This window comes from Parazoarcus communis SWub3 = DSM 12120, from assembly GCF_003226565.1.
Lineage (GTDB): Bacteria > Pseudomonadota > Gammaproteobacteria > Burkholderiales > Rhodocyclaceae > Parazoarcus > Parazoarcus communis.
Genome location: NZ_QKOE01000032.1, coordinates 1 through 26,163, shown reverse-complemented (window position 1 = coordinate 26,163; position 26,163 = coordinate 1). Strand labels below are relative to the sequence as shown.

The 26,163-nt window shown below is 64.2% G+C and carries 23 protein-coding genes and 2 pseudogenes; 3 read left to right on the top strand and 22 right to left on the bottom strand.

The window, feature by feature from the left end:
- From DNK49_RS21935 to DNK49_RS21920, 4 genes and pseudogenes are all read right to left on the bottom strand, one after another.
- Positions 1 to 262: pseudogene (locus DNK49_RS21935) on the bottom strand (formyltetrahydrofolate deformylase); the annotation flags it as partial.
- Between the two features lie 79 nt (positions 263 to 341).
- A complete protein-coding gene (locus tag DNK49_RS21930; protein WP_110530012.1) occupies positions 342 to 1,472 on the bottom strand; it encodes an aminomethyl transferase family protein in 1,131 nt (376 codons plus the stop codon).
- A gap of 106 nt (positions 1,473 to 1,578) precedes the next feature.
- Entirely contained in the window at positions 1,579 to 2,271 is a 693-nt protein-coding gene (locus DNK49_RS21925) for a response regulator (protein WP_110530010.1), read from the bottom strand.
- Between the two features lie 32 nt (positions 2,272 to 2,303).
- Positions 2,304 to 3,737 carry an ATP-binding protein gene (locus DNK49_RS21920; protein ID WP_133255145.1) on the bottom strand — a complete coding sequence of 478 codons (1,434 nt, stop codon included), beginning with the start codon at positions 3,735 to 3,737 and terminating at the stop codon, positions 2,304 to 2,306.
- Between the two features lie 265 nt (positions 3,738 to 4,002).
- Between DNK49_RS21920 and DNK49_RS21915 the strand changes: the two genes are divergently transcribed.
- Entirely contained in the window at positions 4,003 to 5,844 is a 1,842-nt protein-coding gene (locus DNK49_RS21915; protein WP_165843410.1) for a sensor domain-containing diguanylate cyclase, read from the top strand.
- A gap of 21 nt (positions 5,845 to 5,865) precedes the next feature.
- Here the strand turns inward: DNK49_RS21915 and DNK49_RS21910 are convergent, their stop codons facing one another.
- From DNK49_RS21910 to DNK49_RS21880, 7 genes are read right to left on the bottom strand one after another with little or no spacing between them, the layout of a single operon-like run.
- Positions 5,866 to 7,755 (bottom strand): DUF1989 domain-containing protein, encoded by a 1,890-nt coding sequence (locus DNK49_RS21910; RefSeq protein ID WP_110530001.1) that lies wholly within the window; start codon positions 7,753 to 7,755, stop codon positions 5,866 to 5,868.
- A complete protein-coding gene (locus tag DNK49_RS21905; protein ID WP_110529998.1) occupies positions 7,752 to 8,306 on the bottom strand; it encodes a flavin reductase family protein in 555 nt (184 codons plus the stop codon). The genes DNK49_RS21910 and DNK49_RS21905 overlap by 4 nt, the downstream gene beginning before the upstream one ends.
- A gap of 20 nt (positions 8,307 to 8,326) precedes the next feature.
- Positions 8,327 to 9,709 carry an acyl-CoA dehydrogenase family protein gene (locus tag DNK49_RS21900; protein WP_110529995.1) on the bottom strand — a complete coding sequence of 461 codons (1,383 nt, stop codon included), beginning with the start codon at positions 9,707 to 9,709 and terminating at the stop codon, positions 8,327 to 8,329.
- Positions 9,710 to 9,753: 44 nt separating this feature from the next.
- Positions 9,754 to 10,830, bottom strand: a complete 1,077-nt coding sequence (locus tag DNK49_RS21895; protein WP_110529983.1) for a heme-dependent oxidative N-demethylase family protein — start codon at positions 10,828 to 10,830, stop codon at positions 9,754 to 9,756.
- Positions 10,831 to 10,855: 25 nt separating this feature from the next.
- Positions 10,856 to 11,806 carry a PDR/VanB family oxidoreductase gene (locus tag DNK49_RS21890; RefSeq protein WP_110529980.1) on the bottom strand — a complete coding sequence of 317 codons (951 nt, stop codon included), beginning with the start codon at positions 11,804 to 11,806 and terminating at the stop codon, positions 10,856 to 10,858.
- Positions 11,803 to 12,384: a dimethylamine monooxygenase subunit DmmA family protein gene (locus tag DNK49_RS21885; RefSeq protein ID WP_110529977.1), complete on the bottom strand. Its 582-nt coding sequence runs from the start codon at positions 12,382 to 12,384 to the stop codon at positions 11,803 to 11,805. Before DNK49_RS21885 ends, DNK49_RS21890 begins: the two co-directional genes overlap by 4 nt.
- 11 nt (positions 12,385 to 12,395) lie before the next feature.
- Positions 12,396 to 14,093: an APC family permease gene (locus DNK49_RS21880; protein ID WP_110529974.1), complete on the bottom strand. Its 1,698-nt coding sequence runs from the start codon at positions 14,091 to 14,093 to the stop codon at positions 12,396 to 12,398.
- Positions 14,094 to 14,398: 305 nt separating this feature from the next.
- Here DNK49_RS21880 and DNK49_RS21875 point away from each other — a divergent pair, with 305 nt between their 5' ends.
- Together DNK49_RS21875 and DNK49_RS21870 are read left to right on the top strand one after the other, a co-directional pair.
- Complete coding sequence (locus DNK49_RS21875; protein WP_110529971.1) at positions 14,399 to 14,692, top strand: type II toxin-antitoxin system TacA family antitoxin; 294 nt, start codon at positions 14,399 to 14,401, stop codon at positions 14,690 to 14,692.
- On the top strand, positions 14,689 to 15,186 hold the full coding sequence (locus tag DNK49_RS21870) for a GNAT family N-acetyltransferase (protein ID WP_110529968.1): 498 nt from the start codon (positions 14,689 to 14,691) through the stop codon (positions 15,184 to 15,186). The genes DNK49_RS21875 and DNK49_RS21870 overlap by 4 nt, the downstream gene beginning before the upstream one ends.
- Before the next feature lie 52 nt (positions 15,187 to 15,238).
- Here DNK49_RS21870 and folB read toward each other — a convergent pair whose 3' ends face one another.
- The 11 genes and pseudogenes from folB to DNK49_RS25105 all read right to left on the bottom strand — a co-directional run.
- The gene (folB, locus tag DNK49_RS21865; protein WP_110529965.1) at positions 15,239 to 15,634 is read right to left on the bottom strand and encodes a dihydroneopterin aldolase; all 396 of its coding nucleotides are present in this window, start codon (positions 15,632 to 15,634) and stop codon (positions 15,239 to 15,241) included.
- A 1-nt stretch (position 15,635) separates the two neighbouring features.
- A complete protein-coding gene (gene folD, locus DNK49_RS21860; protein WP_110529962.1) occupies positions 15,636 to 16,541 on the bottom strand; it encodes a bifunctional methylenetetrahydrofolate dehydrogenase/methenyltetrahydrofolate cyclohydrolase FolD in 906 nt (301 codons plus the stop codon).
- Between the two features lie 89 nt (positions 16,542 to 16,630).
- Positions 16,631 to 17,992, bottom strand: a complete 1,362-nt coding sequence (locus DNK49_RS21855) for an FMN-binding glutamate synthase family protein (RefSeq protein ID WP_110529960.1) — start codon at positions 17,990 to 17,992, stop codon at positions 16,631 to 16,633.
- 24 nt (positions 17,993 to 18,016) lie between these two features.
- The gene (locus tag DNK49_RS21850; RefSeq protein WP_110529956.1) at positions 18,017 to 18,706 is read right to left on the bottom strand and encodes a GltB/FmdC/FwdC-like GXGXG domain-containing protein; all 690 of its coding nucleotides are present in this window, start codon (positions 18,704 to 18,706) and stop codon (positions 18,017 to 18,019) included.
- On the bottom strand, positions 18,694 to 19,602 hold the full coding sequence (locus DNK49_RS21845; protein WP_110529954.1) for a class II glutamine amidotransferase domain-containing protein: 909 nt from the start codon (positions 19,600 to 19,602) through the stop codon (positions 18,694 to 18,696). Before DNK49_RS21845 ends, DNK49_RS21850 begins: the two co-directional genes overlap by 13 nt.
- A gap of 41 nt (positions 19,603 to 19,643) precedes the next feature.
- The gene (gene glnT, locus DNK49_RS21840) at positions 19,644 to 20,978 is read right to left on the bottom strand and encodes a type III glutamate--ammonia ligase (RefSeq protein WP_110529951.1); all 1,335 of its coding nucleotides are present in this window, start codon (positions 20,976 to 20,978) and stop codon (positions 19,644 to 19,646) included.
- A gap of 33 nt (positions 20,979 to 21,011) precedes the next feature.
- Positions 21,012 to 21,620, bottom strand: coding sequence for a hypothetical protein (locus DNK49_RS21835; RefSeq protein ID WP_110529948.1), 609 nt, complete (start codon positions 21,618 to 21,620; stop codon positions 21,012 to 21,014).
- Complete coding sequence (locus tag DNK49_RS21830; protein ID WP_110529945.1) at positions 21,617 to 24,517, bottom strand: 2Fe-2S iron-sulfur cluster-binding protein; 2,901 nt, start codon at positions 24,515 to 24,517, stop codon at positions 21,617 to 21,619. The genes DNK49_RS21835 and DNK49_RS21830 overlap by 4 nt, the downstream gene beginning before the upstream one ends.
- Entirely contained in the window at positions 24,517 to 24,774 is a 258-nt protein-coding gene (locus tag DNK49_RS21825; protein WP_110529943.1) for a sarcosine oxidase subunit delta, read from the bottom strand. Before DNK49_RS21825 ends, DNK49_RS21830 begins: the two co-directional genes overlap by 1 nt.
- A gap of 12 nt (positions 24,775 to 24,786) precedes the next feature.
- Positions 24,787 to 26,028, bottom strand: coding sequence for an FAD-dependent oxidoreductase (locus tag DNK49_RS21820; RefSeq protein WP_110529940.1), 1,242 nt, complete (start codon positions 26,026 to 26,028; stop codon positions 24,787 to 24,789).
- Positions 26,029 to 26,037: 9 nt separating this feature from the next.
- Positions 26,038 to 26,163: pseudogene (locus DNK49_RS25105) on the bottom strand (formyltetrahydrofolate deformylase); the annotation flags it as partial.

Genomic DNA, 26,163 nt, shown 5'->3' with positions numbered 1-26,163 from the left:
CGCTGTCGCTGATCTTCCAGTCCATGCCGAATTCACGCGCAATCGGTGCGAACTTCTCGCGCAGCGCAGCGATGTCGAAGGGCAGCGAGTCGGCCAGGATCTCCTGACGCATGAAGAAGCGCTGACCTTCCACATCGGCGTGGTGGTTCGCCTCGGTGATCCAGCCCTGATGGCCGGAGAAGAAGCTGCTGACGGCGGTCACGATGCCGACTCTGTCCGGGCAGGACAGGGACAGGGTGTAACGTCTCTCTGAGGTACTCATGGGGGCTGGGTCCTGTTCTGATCAAGTTGCGCGGGGGCGCGGCGGGCGCACTTGCGGCGCCCTTGACGCGCTTCGTCCCTCAGCCTTTGGCCGTGCGCTTGAGCTTTTCGGGGTCGTCAAAAGGCAGCGAATGGGTGGTCGCAGCGCAGCGCAGGCTGGCGCCGCGCAGTTCGAGCGAGCGTCCGGGAACGGCGTAGGCGGGGTTCATGCGTGCGATGGCCATCGCTCGCCCGGTGAGCCTCGAATACATCGCACAGGTCACGAAGCCGACCTTGGTGTCACCGTCCCATAAGGCATCGCCGCCTTGCGCGATGTCCTGGGTGTCCAGCTCGATGCCGTAAATCTTGAAGCGCTCCCTGCCTTGCAGGCGAAAGTGCTCGGCCGCGCCGCGGAATTCGGTCTTGCCTGGCGACACGGTAAAGTCGAGGCCAAGCTCCCACAGGCTGTCGCCGATCGCCTCGCCTTCCATCGGGTACATATCGGAGTTGTCGTAGGGGTAGAACAGCAGATAGCTCTCGACCCGCAGCCAGTCGAGCGCGGTGAAGGAGCAGGGCATGATGCCCAGCGCCTTGCCTTCCGCCACGATGGTGTCCCAGATCAGTGGCGCATCGACGCCTTTGCAGAAGATCTCGTAGCCGCGTTCGCCGGTGTAGCCGGTCCGTGAAATCGTGACCGGACATCCGAAAAGCCGGGTTTGCAGATGATGAAAATACGGCAGCTCGCGGATGCCCGGAACATGTCCTGACAGGTAGTCCACCGCCAGCGGGCCCTGCAGCGAAAGGTCGTGCAGGTCGTCGTCGAACAGTACCGCGACATTGCGCCCCACCGCGCCACGCGTCAGGATCTCGTGGCCTTGCCCTGAACCGTGCACCACCATGAATGCATTCGGACCGTTGCGGTAGATCACGCAGTCATCGATGAACTTGCCGGCTTCGTTGAGCATGCAGGCATACACCGACTTGCCCGGATAAAGCTTGCCGACATTGCGCGTGGTCGCATGGTTGATCAGGGCTTCCGCATGCGGTCCGACCAGATGAACTTTCTTGAGGCCGGATACATCCATCAGGCCGGCACGGGTGCGGATGGCCTCGTGCTCGTCGGCGAGGTCGGTGTTGTAGGTCCAGGCGGTCGCCATCCCGTTCCAGTCTGCCAGGGTCGAACCCAGCGCGCGATGCCGGTCAGCCAGTGCTGACTGTCTCCATGAACTCATTTGAAACTCCCTTTTCAGCGAAGCGTGGAATTGAGTTCATTAAGCCAGTGTGCGGGGGACGCGAAAATACTCCTCTGGTACTACGCCCCGGCCTTCCACCATGCCGTCAGGCCTTGTGCCTTTCGTCCTCGCGCAGTTCGCGCAGCCATGCCGCCGCTTCAAACCGGTTACGCAGATTGAGTTTCTGCAGTACGTGCTTCACATGTACTTTCACCGTGCTTTCGGCGATGCCGAGCGCACGCGCCACGATCTTGTTCGATGCGCCCTTGGACACCAGTTCCAGGGTTTCCTGTTCGCGGACGGTCAGGGACGCCCAGTGTTCGTTCAGCGTCTGTTTCGACGGCGGCTGGGGTCTGGCCAAGACGCCGCCCACCGCTGCCGACAGCACCGTGCCGCCGGCGGCCACCTGACGCAGTTTCATGTAGAACTCGCCCGGCTCCATGTCCTTGAGCAGGTATCCGCTGGCGCCGGCGTTCAGCGCCTCCATGACGTCGAAGCTCGAGTCGGACACGGTGAGCATGACCAGCCGCGTGGCCGATCCGGCCGTCTTCAGTGCCCGCAGTACGGAGATGCCGTCGAGTCCCTTCATGTGCAGATCGATCAGTGCCACATCCGGCCGATGCGTGAGCACCGCCTCAATGCCCTCCGTACCCGTTGCTGCCTCGGCGACGACCTCGATGTCGTCGTACATGGTCAGCAACTGGCTGACCCCCTTGCGAAACAGTGCGTGGTCGTCCACGACCACGAGTCTGATCGGGGTGCCGTTTCGATCAGGATTGATACCTGCAGCGTGCTCCATGCTGTCCGTCCTCATTGTTCCTTCAATCCGCTTCAGGCACTGCCCGGCCGCGGCCGGAAGCGCATCTCGACGCAGGTGCCCTGCCCATTGGCGCCTGCACGCAAGTTCAGTGTTCCGCCTATCTGTCGGGCACGATCGCGCATGATCGACACCCCGTAATGACCTTCGCCGCCACTCCCCTCGCGCAAGCCGCGGCCATCGTCCTCGACCGTGAGCACGATCTGTCCGTCGTCGTCCTCGTCAAAGCGCACTTGTGCGTGCTGCGCCCGTGCGTGGCGCACGACATTGGTCAGCGCTTCGCGCACGATCTGCAGCAGGTGGAATTCTTCGTTGACTGACAGGTGCAGGTTTCCCAGGCGGTAATCGAAGCCGAGTTCGGTGCCGGAGCGCGCAGACAGCTCGTCAAGCACCTCGCGCAGCGCCTGCTGCAGGCCGCCCGGCGGCATGCTGGTGCGAAAGGCCGAGAGCAGCTCACGCAAATGGCGGTAGGCGCTGTCGAGCCCGTTCTTGATCTCGCCCGACACTTCCAGCACGCGTTCGCCAGGACCACAGGCCGCGCAACTGCGTCCGATCTCAAGCTGCAGGCGGGCTACCTGCAGCTTCATGTAGGACAAGGCCTGGGCGAGCGAATCGTGCAACTCGCCGGCGATCGCGCTGCGCTCGTCCATCAGCGCCAGACGCCGGCGTCGGTGGTTGCGCTGCAGATTGCCAAGCGACAGGGCAAACAGCGAGGCCACCGCCTCGATCAGCCGGCTGTGGCGGCTCTCGAACATGAAGTCTCCCGGCGCCTCGACGATCAGTACGCCATAGGTGTCGCCAGCATCGCGCACCGGTACCGCCAGCTCGACGTGCTCACCTTCGATCGTGGTCGACGCCCGGTAGCGGCTGCTTCCGCGAGACAGGTCCTCGACCGAGTGCGCCTCCAGCAACTGCAGGCGACGGACATCGCCCAGCGCAGACGGCACGCCCAGCCCTTCGGCCACCGGCTCCAGCAGCACCAGCGCACAAGCGCGTACCGCCAGGCAGTCCGCCATGTCATCAAGCAGAGAGTTCAGCCACGGCGCACTCGCGCTGTATTCGGCAAGGCAAAGGCTGGCCTGACAGATGAACTCGAGGGTACGGGTGGCAAAACGTTCATGCTCGGACGCCTGCCGCGACAGCCGCTCGCCCTCTGCGAGGTGGCAGGCCAGCTGGGTGCTCACTCCGTCCAGCGCCCGATGCAGCCGGTCGATTTCATCTCTCCCCTCATCCCAGGCCACTGCGGCACCAAACGTGTGCCGATCCAGACGCCCGATGGCTAAATCGGTGCGAAGCACAAGCATCTGACGTGCAGTACGCAGCGTGACCCCGCACCCCAGCATGAACATGAGGGCAAGCAGGAACTGCAGGATATGCAGGACGGCAAGGCGGGACGAAAGCGCCGGGTCGGTGCGTGTTTCAAGCCCCAGCTGCAGTTCGGCGGTCATGCCGGCACTGACGAAGAGCGTCGCGCACAAGCAGGCGAGACACACCAGGACAAGCACGAGACGTGAGAAAAGCGGGTGTTTTTTCAAGATCAGCGATCAGTGGCGCACATTGTCAAGACAATAAAGCGTTTATTTTTAAGCAACTTTGGTGCCCAATATGAATCAGCTCCCGTCGGCGGGTCCTGCCTGTCAGAACGCGGGCTGGAGTGAATCCTGCTTTGAACATCGCGCCCGCCATCGACCTTCGGCCCTGACCCTTTCAACAATGACGCTTTATCTGATCGCCACCCTTCTCGTCTGCGCAACCGCCCTGCTGGTACTGGGAGAGGGCAGCGACACCTCGCCCTTGCTGTGGATGCTGGTCATGACGCCGTTACTGACCTGGATGGCGCTCCGCCACGGTGTGCGGCCTGCGGGCACGAGCCAGACGACCGACGCGCTTTCCGCGCGACAGGCGCTGGGTCGCTTTGCCGAACACAGTGGTCAGCCTGCCCTGCTGCTTGAAGGCGAGAACATTGCCAACGCCAACCGCGCCCTGCTGAAGCTCATTGGGCTGGAGGATCGCGGTGATGAGCTGATCGGTATGCCGCTGGATAACATCGTGCATCCCAGACATCACCGCCGGCTTGCCAGGCTTCTTTCGCCCCGGGCCGACAACCGCGATGTCGGCACCCTGTCGCTGATGCGTGCCGATGGCACCCCCTGGCTTGTGCGTGTCAGCCTGTTCCAGGGCCACAGCTCACAGCTCACCTTGCTGCAGTTTGCGGCGCCGCATGACGGTCCGGCCAACCCCGGCCACGAGTACCTCCAGGCCACCCGGCTGGCCCACTTCTCACGCGAGATCCTGTTCTCGCTCGATGCCCAGATGCAGCTCAGCTATGCCAATGCGCAATGGGAGCGCAGCACCGGGCGCAGCGTTGCCGAGAGCCTGCAGCAACCGCTGCTATCGATATTTCACAGTGAGGACCGCGCCGCTCTCGGTACCGGGCTGCGCCAGCTGCAAGCTCGCAAGCGCGACAGCCTCACGCTGGAGGTGCGCATTCGCGCCACCCGCGCGCATGCTGCGCGCTGGGTCGAGTTGCGGGCCTGGCCGATGGACTTGCCCGAGCAGGGTGATACCGGGGTAAGCGGCATCCTGCTCGACATCGACCAGCGCCGCCGCGGCGAAGAGGCCCTGCGTGCGCAGCGCCGTGGCCTGCACACCATGCTGAATAACCTGCCGGGGATGATTTACCGCGGTCAGAACGATCGCAACTGGACCATGGAGTTCGTCAGCGAAGGCTGCTTCGAGCTCACCGGCTACACCCCTCTGGAGCTGGTAGACAACCATTCGGCCTGTTTTGCGGAGATGATTCACGAGGAGGACCGCGACTTCGTGTGGAACTTCGTCCAGATGCGCCTCGACCGCCGTGAGCGCTATGAGCTGAGCTACCGTATCGTGGACCGCGACGGGCAGACACGCTGGGTCTGGGAGCAGGGGCGTGGCATCTACTCCAGCCGGGGTGAGTTCCTCGGCCTCGAGGGCTTTATCACCGACGTCAGTGCCAGCCGGGGGGCGCAGGAGGAGGCGCGACGGCGCCTGTTCTTCGACAATGCAACGGGTCTGTTGAGCCTGAGCCTGTTTCTTGACCGCCTGCAGCATCTGCACCGTCACGCGGCGATTGCCGATTATCCGTTTGCACTGATACACATCGAGATCGTGACCATTGCCGACATTGCCGAGCACTACGGCCCGGCGATGAGCGAACGCGTCAGCGTCGAAATCGGCAAACGCCTGCAGATCGTACAGAATGACTGCAACGGCGTCGCACGCCATGCCGGAGGCTTCGCCATCCTGATCTCGGACTTCCGGCCGCAAACGCTCAGCTGGGCAGGGCAGTCCGTCACCGAGCCCGCATCCGGGGCTGGCCTGCTTCATCTCGCCCATGCCCTTGCGACGGTCATCAGCCGCCCCTTGCGCATCGACGGCCATAGCCTCAACCTGAGTGCGCGCTTCGGCATTGCAAGCGATCGCGAAGCCTATGCCGATGCGCACGCCATGCTCGAACAGGCCGCACGTCACGACCATCCGGGTATGCTGACACCGCCGCCTGAACCGGCCAACTAAGTTAGCAGGTCTGACCTCAGCCTAGCTGCGTACCCTTGACTTGGTCGGGTCGTAATGCGGGAAGGTGACGACGCGTGCCTCCAGGCGCTTGCGGTGGCCGTCGAGCTGGCCGATCTGCACTGCGGTGTCCAGCGCGGAACAGGCGATATCGACCCGCGCCAGCGCGATCTGTGCGTTGAGCACCGGCGAGCGCATCGCGCTGGTGATCTCGCCCACCCTGGCGCGACCGATGTAGATGCCGTCGCCGTGACGCACGGTCTCGTTGCTGTCGATCGCGAGCCCGACCAGCTTGCGCCGCGGATGTGCCTTGCGTTCTTCCAGTGCCGCGCGGCCGATGAAGTCGTCGGGTTTGGACAGGGCGACGGTGAAGCCGATACCCGCTTCGAAGGGATCGGTCTGGTCGCAGAACTCCTGGCCGGCAAAGGCCAGTCCGGCCTCGATGCGCAACATGTCGAGGGCGTCGAACCCGAGTGGCACCAGCCCGAGCGGTGCGCCGGCCCGGGCGACGGTCTCCCACAGTTCGACACCGTCGCCCGGATGGCACCACAGTTCGAAGCCAAGTTCGCCGGTGTAGCCCGTGCGGGACACCACCAGCGGCCTGCCGGTCGGGCCACCCAGACGCGCCGCCATGAAGCGGAACCAGCCCAGTTCGGTGATCGTCGGCTGTGCCGGTGCAGTCCACAGGATTCTTTCCAGCAACTCACGGCTGCGCGGTCCCTGCACGGCGATGTTGTGCAGGCTGTCGGTAGCGTCACGGACTTGCACATTGAACCCCGCGGCCTGTTCCCTCAGCCACAGTCCGGTTGTGTCCTCACCGCACACGAAGCGGAACACGTCACGCCCGAGGCGGAAGACCGTGCCGTCGTCCATCATGCCGCCGTGGGCGTGGCAGACTGCCGTGTAGACCACCTGCCCCACTGCCAGCTTACGCATGTCGCGGGTCACCACCTTCTGCAGCAGCGATTCGGCGTCGGGTCCGGTGATGTCGAATTTGCGCAGCGCGGTGAGATCCATCATCGCCACCTTCTCGCGGCATGCCCAGTATTCGGCGATCGTGCCGTGACCGACGAAGCTGCGCGGCAGCCAGAAGCCGTGATAGTCGATGAAATCACGCGTCAGTGTCTCGGTCACGCTGGCAAATGCCGTGGGACGGGTCAGGCGTACAGGTGCGTCGGGAGTCATTCGATGGGCCATTGCGCGAGGGAAGGAATGGACCGCGTCATAGACGCGAACCTCGATGTCGGTCGGCTGCCAGGCGTTGGCGGGGTCAATGTCGTCGGCGCAGGACGAGACCGCGACCACCAGGTCCTTGAGCGCCCTGAGCAACACGTAGTCTCCTGCCTTGGACCACGGTTCGGCAAAGCCCAGGCTGCCGCAGGGCTGGATGAAGGTGTTGTAGAAGAAATTGATCGCCGGCCAGCCTGCGCGGGAACGGACGCCCAGCGGTTCAAGCACGGCATTGAAGTTGTCGCTGCAGTTGGCATGGCCGGGAAAGCCCTGGTCCTCGTAATACTTCGCCGTGCATGCGAGGGCAAAGGCGTCGTGCCGACCCACCGTGTCCTGCACGGTTTCAAGCAGTGGCTGCATGCGCGCATCGAAATACCTGGCGTGCAGGCCGGGCATGGGATAGGACGAACCTGCAAGGGTGCGGGTCACGGTCGGATCCAGACCCCACTCTTCGCCGGCTGCAAGCGCTGCAGCGTCGAAGGCGAGGAGGTCCGAGCACTGACGTCCTTCCACATCGATGACCTGGATGAACTGCCCGGCCTTGAGCTCGAAGGCACGGGCACTTGCAGCCCTGACCCGGATCACGCTCAGCGGGGCGGGAAAGCGCTGCTGCAGCGTGGGCGTCGCGTTTGCCTGAAGCAGGAAGGGATCTTCGTCGATGAATGGCGGAGTCCTGTCGTTCATGCGCAGGCATCCTTTGCGGCCAGCACACGATAGCCACCTGCATGGAAGACCAACGGTTCTCCATCGCGAAAACGCAGGTTGTCGACCTCGGCGACGAAGATGATGTGATCGCCGCCCGGGTATTGTGCGAACAGCTTGCACTCGAAACTGGCAAGGTAATCGTCCAGCAAAGGCGCGCCGAGTTCGCCTGGCGCGTAGTCGAGCGTGGCCCATTTATCGCCACCGCCACCGGCAAAGCGTGAAGAAAGCGCGCTTTGCGTGTGACCGAGCACATGGATCGCCAGCGCACCGCCGGCGGCAAACGCCTTGCAGCAGGCGCTGTTCCTGGCCAGGCTGAAGAGCACCAGTGGCGGATCGAGTGAGACGGAATTGAAGGAGCTCACGGTTGCCCCCACAGGCCGCCCCTGATCGTCCCATGTGGTAACGATGGTGACGCCGGTGGGAAACAGGCCGAGGACCTGACGGAACATCCGGCCGTCGAACGGCGCATGATGGGTGGCAAGCGGCTCCGGCGTGGAGGCCGGAACCTGCGGGGGGGCAACAGCGTGCATGGCGGGCTCCGTGTGTGGGCTCAGGCCTGAGCGTCTTCGAGCAGCCTGGAGGCGAAGGCTGCCTTTTCCGCCTTGCTCATCTTCTTCAGTTCGTTGTTGAGCACGCGCTGATTGACCGACTGGTTCCAGTAGTCGAGCACCTCGAAACCGAGCAGCGCCGACTTGCCGACGAACTGGCGCAGCACCTCGTTGGTGGGGCCCATCACCCAGCCTGCCTTGCCGTCGCGCAGCAGGCGTTCGATGCCCAGCGCCGGCTTGTAGCCCGTACCGCCGCACGCGTGGAGCATCTTGTCGACCACGTTGGAGACGTTCTTGGAGGAGAAGAACTTGACCTGCCACAGCCAGTTCAGCAGGCCGGTGCGCGGCAGGTAGGTGAGGTCCGCATGGCCCGACCAGTCGCAGCCGCCGGTCTGGTCATCGAGCGCCTTCGCCGCCAGGTAGACGTAGCTGCGGCTGGCATTGGTGTCGATCAGGCACTCTCCCACGTAGTCCTGGATGGTGGGGTAATCGGCAACACGCATGCCGACGTCGTTATGTACCTTGCGCGTGGTGTGATTCTTGGTAATGTCCATGGCGGCCAGGCTGATGCCGTTCCAGCAAGCGGAGGAACACACCAGGAAGAAGGGGTCGACCACCTCGTCGTTGGATTTGGCGCCGTCCCCCACCGGGCCGACCAGTGCATCGGGGGCGATATCGACACCATCGACCGAGATCGGACCGGACTGGTTGCCGCGCATGCCCAGACCGTCCCAGTTGGCAGGGTCGGCCTGAATCTGATCCTTGGTGACGAGGAAGCACGACAGGTCAGAGTAATCGCCGCCGAAGTCAGGTGATGTGGTCTGGATGATGTACCAGTCGGCAAAGCCGCCGGAGGTGGTCCAGGAGGCCTTCTTGAACACCTTCCAGCCCTTGTCGGTGCGTTCTGCGCGCGAGGACATCGGGTACCAGAAGTGCGAGCCGGTTTCCGGGTCGGAGAAGGACAGTGTGCCGATCAGCACGTCCTGGTCGACGCGACTCAGAATGGACTTCAGGCGCTCGTTGTCATGGTGACGCAGCAGCGCGGCAGCGCATGCGCCGAGGTGCATGGTGTAGCACATCGCGGTGGAGGGGCAGCCGTAGCGTGCGATGGTCTCGACGACCATGGCGGCGCACAGGTGGCTCTCGCCGCGGCCACCCAGCGCCTTGGGCACGGTCAGACCGAGCAAGCCCATCGCGGCAAGCGCCTCGAAGTTCTTGCGCGGATAGACGTAGTGCTTGTCGCTGTCGATCGCGTTCGGGCGCATCGTGCTCTGGCACACGGCGATCAGCTCGGCCTGCAGGGCCAGCTGTTCGGGGCTGAGCATCCACTGCGGGCTCCATTCTGCGCTGATACCGGTGGGGGCGAATTCATTGATGGCGTTCATGTCGTTGTCCTTGTCTGAGGCGTGTTGAAGGATGAGAAGTCGGATTACAGGGGGGCGAGTTCGGTGATGTCCGGCCCGATGCCCGTGGCAAGTTGGGCGCCGTCGTCGAGTGGGGCAAGCCAGGCCAGGGTGGCGGGCAGGTAACGGGTCAGGCCCTTGTACTCGGCCAGTTCGGGCGGCAGGGAGGACAGCACCCGGTACAGGCGTTTGCCCCACTTGGGCACGCGCGCCAGCTCTTCGATCGAGATCAGGAAACAGCGGATCGGAAACAGGATCGCGTTGCTGCGCGGCAGGCGCCACAGGGTCTGCAGTTCGACCCGCAGGTGCACCTTGCCCCCGGCGTTCTCTACCGTGACCGAGGCGCGGTCCGGGCCCCACTCCGGGTAACTCTCGGGCGAGGTGTCCAGCCGTGGGTTGATGCTCATGGTCCAGTTCAGGCGGCGCACCGGCTGGCCGAGGCGCAACATGAGCAGATACTTGAGCGCGCGCTCGAAGACGCCAGCCTGGTGGGCGAGCGGCACCGGACCGTGCCACTCCATGAAGTTCATGCCGACGTTGAACGCCAGCGACCAGTCGGCCTGCGAGGTGATCATGCCGGCGTCGAGGTAGAGGTTGTCCTCGCGCTGGTCGCAGATCGCAAAATCGCCCTGGGCCTGACGCGTGATGTACTCGAAAGGCTCGCACGGCAGCGTGTCGGGGTCGCCGAAAATGAAGTGCTGCTCGATGCCCAGCGGGCGGTTGATCCAGGTCCAGCGGCTGCCGAACACATCACCTTCCTTGGTCAGCGAGAACTGTTCCGGATAGTCCGCAGCGAGGTTCTCCATCAGTAGTTCGAGCGTGTCCCACTGTGCCGCCATCATGTGCGGCAACACCTGGCAGCGGCCGGGGTCCAGCTCCAGCGTCAGTGCGCGGTCGCGGCACTCGGCAATGTAGTGCTCGTCGATGTCGAAGGGGCGGCAGAAGGCGTCGGTCGGGCCGCTGCGGACATGCGGCTCGATGTTGACGCTGTACATGTAGCGATCTTCCGGGAACGGAAACGGGAAGCGCAGGATGGCTGCATCGCTGTTGCGGTAGCTGTAGTCGCCGCGGAAGGTTTCTTCGGGCTTGAATACCAGACTCATGATTGCCTCCGGCTGATTGCGTGGTTCAAAGATCGAGGACGAGACGGGTCGAGCGCGCCCGCGACACGCAGGGCATGATCAGTTCTCCGCCCTCACGCTCGGCTGCGCCGAGATAGTGGTCGCGATGCTCCGGCTCGCCTTCGAGCACCCTGGTGACACAGACGCCGCAGGCGCCGCCACGGCACAGGCAGGGTGCTGCCGCACCGACCCGCTCGATGGCTTCGAGCAGGCTCTCGCTCTCGCCTACCTCGACCTCGATGCCGGAGCGGCTGAGAAATGCGGTAAAGGGGGTGCCGCCCGACAGCGCGGCACCGAAGTGCTCGCAATGCACATGGCTCGCGGGCCAGCCTGCGTTGGCTGCGGCCTGGATGACCTCATCGTTCAGTGCCGCCGGGCCGCAGACATACAGGTGCGTACCTGCGGGTTGCCGTGCGAGCAGGGCGGGGATGTCCAGTCGATGACCGTCGGCATCCCAGTAGTGATGCAGCTCACCGCAGGCTTGCAGCCAGGGCGCGAAGGTGCCTGTCTCGGACTCGCGGCAGCATACGTGCAGGGCATGGCTCGCGCCGCTGTGGGCAAAGTCCGCGACATACGACAGGAAGGGCGTGATGCCGATGCCACCGGCAATCATCAGATGATGGCGTGCGGTGCGCTGCGGCGCGAACAGATTGCTTGGCCAGCTCGCGACCAGACGGTCGCCGGGCTTGAGTACCTCATGCACGAAGGCGGAACCCCCGCGGGATTCAGGCACCCTGCGCACGATGATCTCGTACGCGTCGCGCCGGCCCGGCGGGCTGATCAGCGAATAGGCATTGCGCCAGGTTCGCGCCGCCCCCTGCAGCCGCAGCTGGATGTTGGCGCCCGCTGCAGCCGGCGGCAGCGGCCCGCCGTCTGCCGCTGCCAGACGCACGTGCCGCAGGCTGGAGGCAATGTCGTCGACGGCGACGACGATCAGTTCAAGTGTGTCGCCGATCATCGAAATACCTCCTCGCGCTGTGGCACTTCGCCAGGCACTTCCGCATCCACCATGACCCCCATGAAGGCGCCGAGCCGGCGCGAGAAGTGATCGCGAACCAGCAGCGCGCGCGCGCAACCGGCGCAGGTTGCAATGTTGGTGGTGACGTTCTCGGTGGTCTGGTGGCAATGCGTGCACCACACCCGGCGCTTCAGGCTGCCGGCGTGCTGCATCCGGATCTGGGTCGGGCTCAGCCCGGCACGTCCGGCCGCCGTCGCCAGTGACCACATGAAGGGCTCGGTGCCTTGCAGGTAAAGCCGGTCGGCAATACCAAAACCGTCTTCGATGTGTTCGAGCGCGGTGCGGGCTTCCTCGACGGTGTGCAGCCTGCGCACCCTGCCGGGTGCGAGCGCTGTGGCCGGGGCGCTCACCAGCCAGGTCTGCAGCCGCTCCGCAACCACTGCGAAGGCCGTGGCGAGTGCGGCCATCTGCCCGGCCGCGAGGGTGTCGCCCTCCACGATCAGCAGGTGGGCGCCTGCGGTGTCTTCCGCGGCCAGGTCGCGATATCGTGGGCGGCTGACGATCTGTGATTGCATCATGTCCGCCACCCTCAGAGCACCGCGACGGAGTGGGCGATGTAAACCACTGCGGCGCCGCCAGCGAGCGTCAGGTAAGGCAGGATGCCGGCCCGGTTGCGCACGCCTTCCTCTGCGCCGAGGTGCATGTCCTCGATCATGGCGGCCGGGAACTTGCCCTTGTCCGTGATGTAGTGGCGGAACAGGAAGACCGGCACGATGCTCGCCGCCATCACCAGGCCGGACACCAGCGTGCCGGCACCCCAGATGTCCGCGCCCATGCCCATCAGCCACATGTTGCAGAACGCCAGCACGGTACCGACGGCGAGCAGCCAGTTCGGCGCCTTGAACGGCCGCGCCCAGTTCGGACGGTCGAGGCGATGAATCCAGGCCGCGTTGAGGTTGAGGAAGTTGAACAGGACGTAGCAGACGTTGGAGATGGCGAGGACGAAGATGTAGTCCGACATCATCAGCAGCAGCAGGTTGAAGCCGAGGTCGGTCCACATCGCCGGTGTCGGTGCGCCGTTGCGATTGACGTGAGACAGGTATTTCGGCAGCCAGCCATCGACCGAGGCCTGGTACAGGGTGCGCGAGGAGCCTGCCATCGAGGTCATGATCGACAGCACCAGCGCCAGCACCAGCATGGCCATCAGCACGCGTTCGACCATTGCACCACCGCCGATCATGTGCGCCATGGCTTGTGCAACGCCCATGCCGCTGTAGATCTCCGGTGCGAGAATGCCGTCATACACCGCAGCGCTCACGACATTGCCTTCCGCGTCGGTCACTTCCGGGGTTACCAGTTGGCCGAGGCCGAGCGTGCCCTGAAAGGTCAGCGGCACCACGGTGAACACGAAGATGCACAACAGACCCGAATACAGGATGGCCTTGAAGGTATCGGTGCGCGGATTCCTGAATTCGCGGGTGTAGCACACCGCCGTCTCGAAGCCGTAGGTCGACCACGCTGCGATGAAGAGGCCACCGGCGATCAGGGTTAGCCCGCTCATGTCCCAGGCACCGTCGATGACGGCACCGGAAGCGTCATGCGCCAGCGGATACATCGGCGCCAGATTGGCGGTCGACACATCGCCCGAGAGCAGCGGCCACAGGCCGACGAGCATCAGCGGGGCGAGTGCGGCAATGCCGAGCACCATCTGCATCCGTGCAGCCTGCAGGATGCCCCGGTGCTGGATTGCAAACGCGGCGAGCATCACCGCTGCGCCCAGCACAAAGGTGGCGTTGATGCGCAGCGCCAGGTCGGTACGGATCCAGCCCAGATCCAGCAGCGTGAGTTGCCAGGTGTTGATCGCCGCGTCGGGCGCAAACAGGATGCTCAGGATGTAGCCCGCAGCCAGACCGGAGCCGATGGCCAGCACGGGTGACCAGGCGAGCCAGTTACACCACACGGAGAGCGGCGCTAGGATCTTGCTGTAGCGCACCCAGGCCACTGCGCCATACACCGAAGCCCCCCCCGATTTGTGCGGAAACAGCCCGGCGATCTCGGCATAGGAAAACGCCTGCAGAAAGCCGAAAGCGATCGAAACGATCCAGATTGCCCACGACGGCTTTCCGACCGTTGCGGCAATCGAACCAATTGAAAACAGCACCAGGGCAGGTACGCCACTGGCCACCCAGAACGCCCCCGCCCAGCCGATCTTGCGGTGGAGCGTTGCGCTCTGCTGGCCGCCCCCCGCAAAACCGGTGGCAAGCGGGTCAAGCACCGTTGTGTTCATCCGAGCTCTCCTGAAGGTCGAAAAAGTCGCCAACCGCCTGAATGCGGCATGGCCTTCAATGTCCGCTCAGGTGCTGCGCCGCACAATCCGACTTTGGGAGTAGCCCGGGGGAGTAAGGGCGCACGTCACGGGTATGGAAGCGAAGGAAAATCCCTGCCAGTGCATGTCCGATCGCGAACTGCGTCTGGCAGAGGATTGCGAGCGCGCGGCAAGCTCAAGTCGGTGGCCGGTCGTCATCGCAACTAGATGATGTGCGTCATTTGTACTAACATTGCGTCAACTGATCCAACAAAACAGGTGCTGCCATGGCTGCCGTTGCATCGTCTTCTTCCGCCCGGTCTGCTCGCCTCGGGCTGCGCGCCACCCCCGAGCAGGAGGCGGTGCTACGTCGTGCCGCTGAGGTGGCGCACAAGTCGCTGACGGACTTCATCCTCGACAGCGCCTGTCTGGCGGCTGAGCAAACCTTGCTGGACCAGCGACTGTTCATGGTCTCGGGTAGCCAGTACCAAGCCCTGATGGATCTGCTGGATGGCGCTGAGCAGGCGAATTCAGGCTTGGCTGATCTCTTCAGCCGCAAGGCTCCCTGGGACAGCAAGTGAGTTTGTCGCGGCCTGAACCCTTGGGGGTCGATCATCGACTCGAGGGTTTCGACTGTGGCAAGCCTGCGCTCAACGACTGGCTATTGCGCCACGCGCGGCAAGCTCAAGGCAGCGGCTCGGCCAGGACTTTTGTGGTGGCGGATGACGGCCGGGTTGCGGGCTATTTCAGTCTGACCGTCGGCCAGGTCGATACCCTGGAGGCACCAGAACGTATCCGCAAAGGGATGGGGCAGTACCCGGTGCCGGTGGTGATTCTGGCAAGGCTGGCCGTATCCCGAGAGGATCAGGGGCGCGGCATTGGCTTTGGCCTGTTGCAGGATGCGATTCGCCGCACGATGCTGATTGCCGAGCAGGCTGGCATACGGGCGATGCTGACCCATCCCATTGATGAGGGGGCGGCGCAGTTCTACACCCGGTTCGGGTTCATCTCATCCCCCCTGCGCGAGCAGCAACTGCTGCTGCTCCTGAAGGATGCCCGTCGTTGGGTACCTTGAACGATGACCATCGAATCACTGCCAACTTTCACCACCCCGGCTCGCACAGGTCTCAAGCTGCAGCCCTGACTGCCGGTGTCTGTACCGGCCATTGCGCCGCCCGGCTCACCGACACCCGCCGCGCACCCGGCACCGCTGCCGGCTTCGCGATCGTCACCTCCAGCCGCCGGATGGCAAAGCGTTGGCCCAGGGTGTCGAGCATGACCTGGCTCAGGTGTTCGAGCAGGTTGTAGTGGCGCGCTGCGATCAAGGCTTCCAGACAGACCACCACTTCGTCGTAATCCACCGTATGGCGGATGTCGTCGCTGCGCCCGGATGCAGCGCCGTCGATGCATAGCGTCAGATCCACCAGCAGGGTCTGGCGCGCGGCCAGTTCGTGCGGATAGATGCCGATCGATGCTTCCAGCGCCAGCCCTTCGAGGCGGATCACACACTCGTTGTTTTCCATCTCAGATCCCCTTCAGCATCGGAGCTTCCCATTCCTGGTAGTGGTCGGCCGGCGTGCCTTGCAGGCTGCGCTCGGCCGAACGCAGGGTGTTCTCGATCAGCATGGTGACCGTCATCGGGCCCACGCCGCCGGGCACGGGCGTGATCCACGAGGCCTTCTCCTTGACCCCGTCGAAATCCACATCGCCGACGATGCGGTTGTCGGGCAGGCGGTTGATGCCGACATCGATGACGATGGCGCCTTGCTTGACCATCTGCGGCACGATCAGCCCCGGCTTGCCCGCCGCGACGATGAGGATGTCGGCCAGGATCGTGTGCTGCGCCAGGTCGCGTGTTCTGGCGTGACAGATCGTCACCGTGGCCTCGCGCTGCAGCAGCATCAGCGCCATCGGCTTGCCGACGATGTTGCTCGCGCCGACCACGACCACGTTCTTGCCTGCCACTTCGGTGCCGGTGGTGTCGAGCAGCAGCTGGACGCCGTAGGGCGTGCAAGGCGGGAAGATGGTGTTGCCCACCACCAGACCGCCGACGTTGTAGAGATGAAAGCCGTCTACGTCCTTATGCACCGAGATGGCTTCGAGTACCCGGCGCACGTCGATGTGGCCGGGCAGCGGCAACTGGATCAGGATGCCGTGCACTGTCGGGTCGGCGTTGAGTTGGGCGATGCGTGCCAGCATCTCGACTTCGGGGGTGTCGGCGGGCAGTGCCACATGCAGTGAGCGCACGCCGCACTCCTCGCAGGCCTTCACCTTGTTGCCCACATAGACCCGGGAGGCGGGATTGTCCCCGACCAGGATGACCGCCAGCCCGGGGCGCACGCCATGTTGCGCCAGTCGGCCCACGCGCTCGCGAAAGCCCGCGCGAAGCTGTTTCGACAGCGCCTTGCCGTCGATGATCTGTGCTGTCATTGCAATCGAAGCTCCCTGAAAAAAGGCCGGCCCGGAATCTCCGGCCCGGCCTGATGACGCCTGCCAAGGCGACGGTGAAGAACGGCCGCTCAGAAGCCCTGGCCGGGAATCCAGTTGGTGCCCGCCAGCGGCAGGCCAGCCATTGCGGCCGCTTCGATGGTGAGTGCGACCAGATCCTCGCGCTCGAGGTGATGCACGTTCTGCTTGCCGCAAGCCCGGGCGATGGTGGTGAGCTCCATGTTCAGGGTCTTGAGGTAGTTCCTGAGGTGCTTGGCACCCACGTCCGGCGACAGGCGCTGCTCGAGGATGGCATCCTGGGTGGTGATGCCAACCGGGCACTTGCCGGTGTGGCAGTGGTGGCAGAAGCCCGCCGCTGCGCCAATCGCGGTGTAGTCGGCTTCGGCGCTGTGCAGGGCGCCATTCTGATAGTAGGTCTCGCCGTTACAGCCAAGCGCAACCAGCACGCCCTGGCCGATGGCGACTGCGTCCGCACCCATGGCCAGTGCCTTGGCGACGTCGGCACCGGTACGGATACCGCCGGAGACCACCAGCTGGACCTTGCCGATCATGTCCAGGTCTTCGAGTGCATTCACCGCCTGGCGCACTGCCGCCAGCGTCGGGATGCCGATATGTTCGATGAAGCAGGTCTGGGTGGCCGCGGTGCCGCCCTGCATGCCGTCGACCACGATCACGTCGGCGCCGGAATGGACCGCCAGCTTGACGTCATGGAACGTACGGGTGGCCCCCACCTTGACGTAGATCGGCTTTTCCCAGTCGGTGATCTCGCGCAGTTCCTGGATCTTGATCGCGAGGTCGTCCGGGCCGGTCCAGTCCGGGTGACGGCAGGCTGAACGCTGGTCGATGCCTTCCGGCAGGGTGCGCATCCTGGCGACGCGCGGGGAGACTTTCTGCCCCAGCAGCATGCCGCCACCGCCAGGCTTGGCGCCCTGACCGATCACGACTTCGATCGCATCTGCGCGGCGCACGTCGTCCGGGTTGAAGCCGTAGCGCGACGGCAGGCACTGATAGATCAGGGTCTTGGAGGATTGGCGCTCTTCCGGCGTCATGCCGCCGTCACCGGTGGTGGTGGAGGTGCCCATCTCGGTCGCGGCGCGGCCGAGCGCTTCCTTCACGTTGGCCGAGAGCGAGCCGAAGCTCATGCCGGCGATGGTGATCGGAATGTCCAGCTCGATCGGCTTCTTGGCAAAGCGGGTGCCGAGCAGGGTCTTGGTGACACACTTCTCGCGATAGCCTTCCAGCGGGTAACGCGACATCGACGCACCGAGGAAGACCAGGTCATCGAAGTTGGGCAGCTTGCGCTTGGCGCCCATGCCGCGGATCTCGTACAGACCGTGGGCGGCGGCGTTGCGGATGTAGTCGAGCGTCTTGCGGTCGTAGCCAAAGGACTCTTCACGCGATACGTTCTTGAAATGCACGGGTTTGGTTTCCATCATCGAACTCCTCTTGATTCCTGCTCAATATTCCTGGTTCGCGTCGGCGTTCCAGTGGTAGAGGGAACGCTGCGAGGCGATCCGCTTGAATGCCTTGGGATCGTGATCCAGCCCCGCCTTGTCGAGCAGTCCGGCCACGGTGGCGATGTCGGCGTCGGTCATCGGCTCGAACTGCGCATCGGCGCCGAGCGACTTGACGCTGCCCTTCACGTACAGCACGGCTTCATAGAGCGAGTCGCCAAGCGCATCGCCCGCGTCGCCGCAGATCACCATGGTGCCGGCCTGTGCCATGAAGGCCGAGAAGCTGCCGACCGAGCCGCCCACGACGATGTTGCCGCCCTTGAGGGAGATGCCGCAGCGCAGCCCGGCGTCGCCTTCGATGACCAGCAGTCCGCCCTGAGCGGAAGCGCCGGCGCCGTTCGAGGCGAAACCCTTCACGTGTACCGTGCCACTCATCATGTTTTCGCCGACGCCGGTACCGGCGCTGCCGGTAATGGTGATGGTGGCGGACTTGTTCATGCCGCCGGCGTAGTAGCCGGCATGGCCGATGACTTCGACGTTGATCGGGCAGTCGAGACCGACCGCGATGTTGTGAGCGCCGTCCGGATTGACGACGGTCACGGCCTCCACCTTGCCTGCCTTGGCATCGGTGTGCAGAAAGGTGTTGAGCTCACGCAACGAAGTGGTGGCGAGATCGAAAGTCAGGCGTTCCATACGTACATCTCCTCGGGCGCGGGTTCGAACACGTGGGCGTGCTTCACGCCCGGCAGGTGGGCCAGCGACCGGAACTCGGACGCGATGGCCACGTAGTCATCGGTTTCCGCCACAACGGCGGGCTTGCAGGCAAAGGGGTCACGGATCAGCGCCAGCTTGTCCGGTGTGCCCATGAGGAAGGTGTAGAAGCCGTCCAGCTCCTCGAAGCCCCGCTGCAGGGCGGTTTCAAGGTCGTCGCCCTCGCGCAGGCGCCATTCCAGGAAGCGGCATGCCGCCTCGGTGTCGTTGTCGGTCTCGAAGCGGATGCCGCGTGGCTCCAGCATGCGACGAATGCCATTCGGATTCGACAGGGAGCCGTTATGCACCAGACAGAAGTCTTCGCCTGCGGTGAAGGGGTGGGCGCGGTCCGGCGTCACCGCCGACTCGGTGGCCATCCGGGTGTGTCCGACCAGGTGCGAGCCCTTGAGACCGGAAAAGCCGTAGCGCGCAGCCACCTCAGCCGGTGTGCCGATATCCTTGTAGAGGTCGATGCTGCGACCGGTCGAAAGGATGTGCAGCTTGGGGTAATGTTCCTTGATCCAGCGTTTCACGACCTCGGGGGCGAGGCCGAAGCGGAGGACTGCGTGGTTGCCCTTGGCCTCGACCTGGGTGTTCACACCCAGGTGCGACTTCAGTTCGTGACTGAGGCCGAGCCAGTTGAAGTCCGCACCGTCTTCGGTGAGGCCCGAGTACAGGCTGAGCTTGCGCTCGCCCTCGGGCAGGGGCTGGCCGAATACCGCGAGGCCGGCCGAGTCGGGGCCGCGTTCGGTCATGCCGATCAGCATCGGCACCATCAATTCGCCCAGTCTTTCACGCAATGCTGGTGTCTTGACCAGCAATCCGACGATTCCACACATGTTTGCTTCTCCTTGTTTCAATCTTGTTGCGTCAGGACGAATCAGAAGAACTCAAGGTAGTTCTTGACTTCCCAGTCCGACACATGACGCATGTACTCCACCCACTCCATGTGCTTGAGGCGCAGAAACTCGTCTGCCACCGGGCCAAGTGCCTTGCACAGCACCGTGTCCTGTTCGAGTGCGACCAAGGCTTCATGCAGGTTTTGGGGGAGGATGCCGATGCCGGCTTCCTTCAGTGCTTCCGGGCTCATCCGGTACAGGTTCTGGTTGTGCGGATCGCCCGGATCAAGGTTGCGCTCGATGCCGTCGAGGCCTGCGGCGATGACCGCTGCGGTGGCCAGATAGGGGTTGCAGGCGCCGTCGGGCAGGCGCAGCTCGAGACGGCCGCCGGGCACGCGCACCATCGACGAGCGGTTGTTGTCGCCGTAGCTGATGTAGGCCGGTGCCCAGGTGGCGCCGGTCAGCGAGCGCCCCACTACCAGACGTTTGTAGGAGTTGACCGTGGGTGCGCAGATTGCGGCCAATGCCGGGGCATGGGCGAGGATGCCGGCCAGGAACTGGTAGGCCAGCTTCGACAGGCCGAGGCCGTGCCTGTCGGTCTTGTCGGCGAACAGGTTGGTGTTGCCCTGGCTGTCACCGATCGACATGTGGATGTGCATGCCGTTGCCGGGGCGGTTGGCGAAGGGCTTGGGCATGAAGGAGCAGATCATGCCCAGGTCATTGGCGATCTCGGAGGCCGCCATCTTGAACAGCAGGTAGTGGTCGGCCGAGGTCAGGCAGTCTGCGTAGGTGTAATTGATCTCGAACTGACCGTTGGCGTCCTCGTGGTCGATCTGATAGACGTCGACATCGACCTGGCGCAGGCTTTCCACCAGTCTTTCGAGGAACTCGCGATTGCGCGACAGGCCTTTGTAGTCGTAACAGGGTTTGGGCAGGGTGTCGGTCGGATCGGTGGGGATGATGTTGCCCGCACCATCCTTCTTCAGCAGCGAGAACTCCGGCTCCAGGCCGGTGAAGAAGGTCCAGCCCCTGGCGTCGAGACGTTTGATCTGCTCCTTGAGCACCACCCGCGTATCCAGCGGCCACGGCTCACGCTTGACATGGCCGTCGCAGGCGATGCGGGCATAGCCCGGCTGCCAGGGCACCAGCGAGAGGGTGTCGAGATCGCCCACCGCCATGAAGTCGGGGCCGTTTGGCTCGATGCCGAGGCCCCACACCGCGAAGCCTGCAAAGCCGGCACCGTTGGTGATGATCTCCTCGAAATGGGAAACCGGGACGGACTTGGTCTTGGCTGAACCATGAATATCGACAAACTGTGCCAGAACGTACTTGACCTTGTTGTCGGCAAGGAACTGCTTGGCTTCGATGGGCGTCATTGACACTCTCCGGATAAGGATGCTGGGATTGGGTTATGCGTATAAATGCTGGGGTGATACCGTGCCGCCACCGAGCTCATGCGCGATGTCGTGAAGCGTTTCAAACAGATACCGGCCATAACTGCCGTCACACCAGATGCGGTAAATCAATCCTTTCGCGGTCTGCTCGGGGAGCACCGTCACGCCAACGCCGACCAGGCTGGTGAGCACCACCGGGCGCTCTGCCAGGTTCAGTGCGGCGAAATTCACGTTGCAGGTCTGACGCAGCAGTTCATTCACCCGCGCGCCACCCAGGATCAGTGCTGCATCCTCGTGCAGCACCGGATACACACCGGCGGCTCGCGGTGTCGTGGTGATTCGATCGACCACGACTGCATCGCCCTCGATCAGGAACTCGGTCATGCCCAGGCGCGCGATCCGGCCACCCTCACCAAGGGGCAGCCAGCTATTGAATTTCTCCGGTACCGGCACGTCGAGGCTGTCGAGCCAGGCGACCGTGCCTGGCCCCTTGCAGCCACAGCGCACATCGAGCGACACATCGGCCATGCCGAGCACTGCGGCGGCTTCCGCCTGCCGTACCTCGTCGGTCAGCCGTTCGGCGGCGATCTCTGCCACCGGGCTGCTTGCTAGCGCCTGACTCATACCGCCTCCTTCTGCTTCAGGTTTTCGGGGTCATAGAACGGGGTTGGGCTGACTTCGGCCTCGACCATGCGACCGTCGGTCAGGCGGATGCTGAACGTGTTGCCGACGGTGGCGAGATCGGGGCGCAGGAAGGCGAGTCCGATGTGACGGCCAAGCGCTGCACTCCAGGCGATGCTGGTGACGCGGCCGGCGATGTCGCCCGCTGCGATGACCAGATTGCATTCGAGTGGCACGCCCCCTGCATGGCCGGGTGGCAGGGTGAAGCCTGCGAGTTGTTGCTTGAGGGGCTTGGCGGCGATAGCCTTGAGGCTGCGCTGGCCGACGAAGAAGGGTTTGTTCATCTTTACCGCCCAGCTCATGCCGACTTCGAGCGGCGAGGTGAGGCCGTCGGTGTCCTGACCGATGATGATGTGGCCCTTTTCCAGACGCAGCAGACGCTGGGCTTCGACACCGAACGGGCGGATACCGTGAGCCGCTCCCGCCGCCATCAGTGCATCCCACAGCGCGCCACCAAAGCGTGCTGGAACGTGGATCTCGTAGCCCCACTCACCGACAAAGCCGACCCGCATCAGTCGTGCGGGGATGTTCGCCACGGTGCATTCACGCACCGCAAGGTAGGGAAAGGCGGCCGCCGAGAGATCCGTCGTGGTCAGGGTTGCGAGCACGTCACGGCTGCGCGGGCCGGCCAGGTTCATCGCCGCAAACGCGCCGGTGTGATTGACGATGCCGCAGTCCAGCCTCCACAGCGTGTTGAGGCGCGACAACTCGCGGTAGATCGTCGCTGCGCCCGAGGTGGTCGTGGTGAAGTAGAAGTGATCCTCAGCCAGTCGCGCGACCACACCGTCGTCGATCACCACGCCAGACTCGTCGCACATCACCGCGTAGCGGGTCATGCCGACCTTCAGGTTGGCGTAGTTCGAGGTATAGACGCGCTCAAGAAACTCGGCGGCCTGGGGCCCGATCACTTCGAGCTTGCCCAGCGTGCCGACGTCGATCACTCCCACCCCACCGCGCACCGCGGCGACCTCTTCGCGAATGCAGTCCAGGCGTGCCTTGCCGGCCACCTGGTAGAACTCGGGGCGCTGCCATACGCCGGCCGGCATCCACTTGGCGCCTAGCGCATCATGGCGCGAGTGCAGCGGGGTGCGACGTTCGGGGTGAAAGCCGCGTCCGGCCAGCACGGCCATTGGTACCGGATGGTAAAAGGGGCGTGCCGTTGTGGTGCCGACCTGTTGCGGCGCCTTGTCCGACAGCCGGGCGAGGATGCGCAGGGCGTTCATGTTGGAGTGCTTGCCCTGGCTGGGACCCATGCCCACGGTGGAGTAGCGCTTGAGCAACTCGATGTTGTCAAAGCCTTCCTGCACCGCATTGTGGAAATCCTTGAGCTGCAGATCCTCATCGAAATCGACGAAGTTCTTGCCTTCAGGGTGCGCCACGATTGGCCACGGATGAGTGGGCGACTCGGCTTCCGGCGCAAGCGCGCTGCCCACTGCGGCGCCGAAGCCTGCCGCTGCTGCGGCGTGACTGCCGGCACGGCTGCCATCCGCCATACGCCGGGAGAGCTCATGCACGCCGTTGACACGGCCGCAGGCGAACACCCCCTCGGGCAGTACATCGGGTACGAACTGCTCGACCGCAGGCTCGAAGCGCATTCTGGTGCCGGCCTGGTACAACAGGTTGGCAGCAGGTGCCCAGCCCACGCTCATCAGGATGCCGTCGCAGGCGATGTCGCGCAGGTTTGCTGCTGGCGTGCCGTCCGCCTGCACCGCGCCAACGCGTGCTGCGGCCACACTGGTACCGCCTGCGCCAGGGATGGCTTCAACGACGCAGCTCGACATCAGCACTTCGACCTTTGCGTCGCGCAGTTGCTGAGCCAGCACGGTTGCCGTGCCTGCCGCCGTGCGTAGATCGACCACCGCCGCCACGGCCACGCCGCGGGCCAGTAGATCGAGTGCGGCACGGTAGCCGTCGGCGTTGGCTGTCAGCACCACCGCACGTTGCATCGGCTTGACGCTGTAACGATGCAGCAGGCGCTGCGCGGCCGAGGCGAGCATGACGCCAGGCAAGTCGTTGTTGCGGAACACTGCCGGCTGTTCGAAACCGCCGCTGGCCACCACCACGCTACCGGCACGCATCTTGAGCATGCGCTCGGCGCTGACCAGGGGCAGCCAGTGGTCCTTGTAGTAACCCGCCGCATAGGTGCTGGTGAGCACCCGGATCAGCGGGTTGGCAGAGACTTCCGCCAGCAGCCGGGCGTGAATCTCGACGCGTGCCGGATCGTTGCCGATCTGATAGCCGGCGCTGCCGCCGGGCCGTGCGTTTTCGTCCACCACCACCACCGTTGCGCCCTGGGCAGCGGCCGACAGCGCAGCGGACAGACCCGACGGACCCGCACCAATCACCAGCACGTCGCAGAAATCGTAGGCTTTGGGCGTGCTGCGGCGCGGGCTGCCGAGATCGACCTTGCCCAGACCGGTCATCGCGCGGAACATGCGCTCCCACATCGGGAACAACCCCCTGGTGTGGAAGGCCTTGTAATAGAAACCCACCGGCAGGAAGCGGGCGAAGTGCCCCAGAATCCTGCCCTTGTCGTGATCGAGGCCACCAAAGGTATTGACTGCGGTAAGCGCCATGCCGGGCTGCAAGGGTTCCACGTCGGCCCGCAGATTGAGTTGCGCGCCCCACTGATGCAGTGCGTTGGTGTCATGGTTGGCGAGCGAGAGCACGCCGCGCGGGCGGTGATACTTGAAGCTGCGGCCGAGCACGCGGACGTCTGCCCCCCACAGGGCAGCGCTCACCGTGTCGCCGGCGTAGCCGGTGTAGGTGCGGCCTTCAAACTTGAATTCGATGGGCGCGGAGCGGTCAATCCACTCGCCGCTGGTGGCGGGCAATCGCATCACGCATCTCCCTGATAGAAGTAGGTCTTGAGCACGATGTCCTTCTCGGTATCGCGCTCGGCGATGAACCAGGTGTTACTCGGGGTGTGGCACCACCATTCGCGTTTCACGCCGGGGGCGCCGTTGCGGTTGAACACGTAGTCGGCCCACTCGGCATCGGTGCAGCTGTCGGGATCGGGCATCGGGCGCACTTCGCCCCAGTAGAAAAACTCGGATACCGGGCGCGGGCCGTTCAGGGGACAGGTCATGATCTTCATGGCGTGATTCCTTCAGTGGCCGACCGAGGCCGCGCCCTTTTCACCGGTCAGCGCGTAGTTGCTGAAACGGTCCAGGGAAAAGCCGGTGATCAGGGGGTGCGGGGTGTCGTTGACGAGGGTGTGCGCCATGGTCTTGCCGCACACCGGCGTGGCCTTGAAACCCCAGGTGCCCCAGCCGGAATCAAGATAGAAGCCCTCTACCGGCGTCTTGCCCATGATGGGCGCGAAGTCGGGTGTCATGTCGGCCATGCCGGCCCACTGCCGCATCACCTTCACGCTGGACAGGAAGGGGAACATGTCGAGCATGTGCGAGGTGAGGCCCTCGACGAAGTCCAGGGTCGAGCGGGTCGCATGCAGTTCGTAGGGGTCGAGCGAGGCACCCATCACCAATTCCCCGCGCGCCGACTGGCTGATATAGACGTGCAGGCTGCCGGACACCAGGATGGGATCGAGCCAGGGCTTGATCGGCTCGCTGACCATGGCCTGCAACGGGTGGATGTAGATCGGCGTGCGTACATCGACCATCTTCAGGATGCGCGGCGTCGAACCGGCGACTGCACACAACACCTTGTTGGTGGAGATGTAGCCGCGTGAGGTATTGACGCCCTTGACCTTTCCGCCCTGCACGTTGATGCCGAGCACTTCGGTCTGCTGATGGATTTCCACCCCGCGCCGATCGGCACCGCGGCCGTAGCCCCAGGCCACCGCATCGTGACGCGCGACCGAGCCCGGTGCGTGGTAGAGCGCACCGAGGATGGGTGAATGACCGGCGCACGAGAGATCGATCATCGGTGCGGCTTCCTTCACCGCTTCCGGTCCGACGACCTCGGAAGCGACGCCGTAGTGTTTGTTGACCTCTGCACGCCAGCGCATGGTGCGCAGGGCCGAATCCGTATGGGCCAGGGTGAAGTGGCCGCGGTTGGCGTAGAACAGGTTGAGGTCGAAGTCGCGCGACAGGTCCTGCCACAGACGCACTGACTCGTCATAGAACTTCACGCCCTCGGGGGTGAGGTAGTTGGAGCGGATGATGGTCGTGTTGCGACCGGTGTTGCCTCCGCCGATGTATCCCTTCTCGAGCACGCAGACGTTCTTGATGCCGTGCTCGGTGGCCAGGTAGTAAGCCGCGGCCAGGCCATGGCCACCGGCACCGATGATCACCACGTCATAGCTTGACTTGAGCTTGTTGTGGGAGGTGAACATCCGGGGCTCCGGATGCTTCTTGTTCAGGGCAAAGCGCAATAGACGCCAGGGCATGGCTGTTCCTCAGCGGAAGACGACGGTTTTATTGCCATGGACCAGCACCCGATCTTCCAGGTGGTAGCGCAGGCCGCGTGCGAGGACGGCTTTCTCGATGTCCTTGCCGTAACGCACCAGGTCTTCGGGTGCGTC

Excerpts from the sequence above, each read along its gene's own strand:
- DNK49_RS21835 (WP_110529948.1), bottom strand. The coding sequence starts at position 21,620 with ATGAGTCAGGCGCTAGCAAGCAGCCCGGTGGCAGAGATCGCCGCCGAA.
- glnT (WP_110529951.1), bottom strand. The coding sequence starts at position 20,978 with ATGACGCCCATCGAAGCCAAGCAGTTCCTTGCCGACAACAAGGTCAAG.
- DNK49_RS21825 (WP_110529943.1), bottom strand. The coding sequence starts at position 24,774 with ATGAAGATCATGACCTGTCCCCTGAACGGCCCGCGCCCGGTATCCGAG.
- DNK49_RS21930 (WP_110530012.1), bottom strand. The coding sequence starts at position 1,472 with ATGAGTTCATGGAGACAGTCAGCACTGGCTGACCGGCATCGCGCGCTG.
- DNK49_RS21890 (WP_110529980.1), bottom strand. The coding sequence starts at position 11,806 with ATGATCGGCGACACACTTGAACTGATCGTCGTCGCCGTCGACGACATT.
- DNK49_RS21925 (WP_110530010.1), bottom strand. The coding sequence starts at position 2,271 with ATGGAGCACGCTGCAGGTATCAATCCTGATCGAAACGGCACCCCGATC.
- DNK49_RS21915 (WP_165843410.1), top strand. The coding sequence starts at position 4,003 with ATGACGCTTTATCTGATCGCCACCCTTCTCGTCTGCGCAACCGCCCTG.
- DNK49_RS21905 (WP_110529998.1), bottom strand. The coding sequence starts at position 8,306 with ATGCACGCTGTTGCCCCCCCGCAGGTTCCGGCCTCCACGCCGGAGCCG.
- DNK49_RS21855 (WP_110529960.1), bottom strand. The coding sequence starts at position 17,992 with ATGGAAACCAAACCCGTGCATTTCAAGAACGTATCGCGTGAAGAGTCC.
- DNK49_RS21845 (WP_110529954.1), bottom strand. The coding sequence starts at position 19,602 with ATGTGTGGAATCGTCGGATTGCTGGTCAAGACACCAGCATTGCGTGAA.
- DNK49_RS21850 (WP_110529956.1), bottom strand. The coding sequence starts at position 18,706 with ATGGAACGCCTGACTTTCGATCTCGCCACCACTTCGTTGCGTGAGCTC.
- DNK49_RS21910 (WP_110530001.1), bottom strand. The coding sequence starts at position 7,755 with ATGAACGACAGGACTCCGCCATTCATCGACGAAGATCCCTTCCTGCTT.
- DNK49_RS21885 (WP_110529977.1), bottom strand. The coding sequence starts at position 12,384 with ATGATGCAATCACAGATCGTCAGCCGCCCACGATATCGCGACCTGGCC.
- DNK49_RS21820 (WP_110529940.1), bottom strand. The coding sequence starts at position 26,028 with ATGCCCTGGCGTCTATTGCGCTTTGCCCTGAACAAGAAGCATCCGGAG.
- folB (WP_110529965.1), bottom strand. The coding sequence starts at position 15,634 with ATGGAAAACAACGAGTGTGTGATCCGCCTCGAAGGGCTGGCGCTGGAA.
- DNK49_RS21920 (WP_133255145.1), bottom strand. The coding sequence starts at position 3,737 with ATGACCGCCGAACTGCAGCTGGGGCTTGAAACACGCACCGACCCGGCG.
- DNK49_RS21875 (WP_110529971.1), top strand. The coding sequence starts at position 14,399 with ATGGCTGCCGTTGCATCGTCTTCTTCCGCCCGGTCTGCTCGCCTCGGG.
- DNK49_RS21895 (WP_110529983.1), bottom strand. The coding sequence starts at position 10,830 with ATGAGTCTGGTATTCAAGCCCGAAGAAACCTTCCGCGGCGACTACAGC.
- DNK49_RS21900 (WP_110529995.1), bottom strand. The coding sequence starts at position 9,709 with ATGAACGCCATCAATGAATTCGCCCCCACCGGTATCAGCGCAGAATGG.
- DNK49_RS21880 (WP_110529974.1), bottom strand. The coding sequence starts at position 14,093 with ATGAACACAACGGTGCTTGACCCGCTTGCCACCGGTTTTGCGGGGGGC.
- DNK49_RS21830 (WP_110529945.1), bottom strand. The coding sequence starts at position 24,517 with ATGCGATTGCCCGCCACCAGCGGCGAGTGGATTGACCGCTCCGCGCCC.
- folD (WP_110529962.1), bottom strand. The coding sequence starts at position 16,541 with ATGACAGCACAGATCATCGACGGCAAGGCGCTGTCGAAACAGCTTCGC.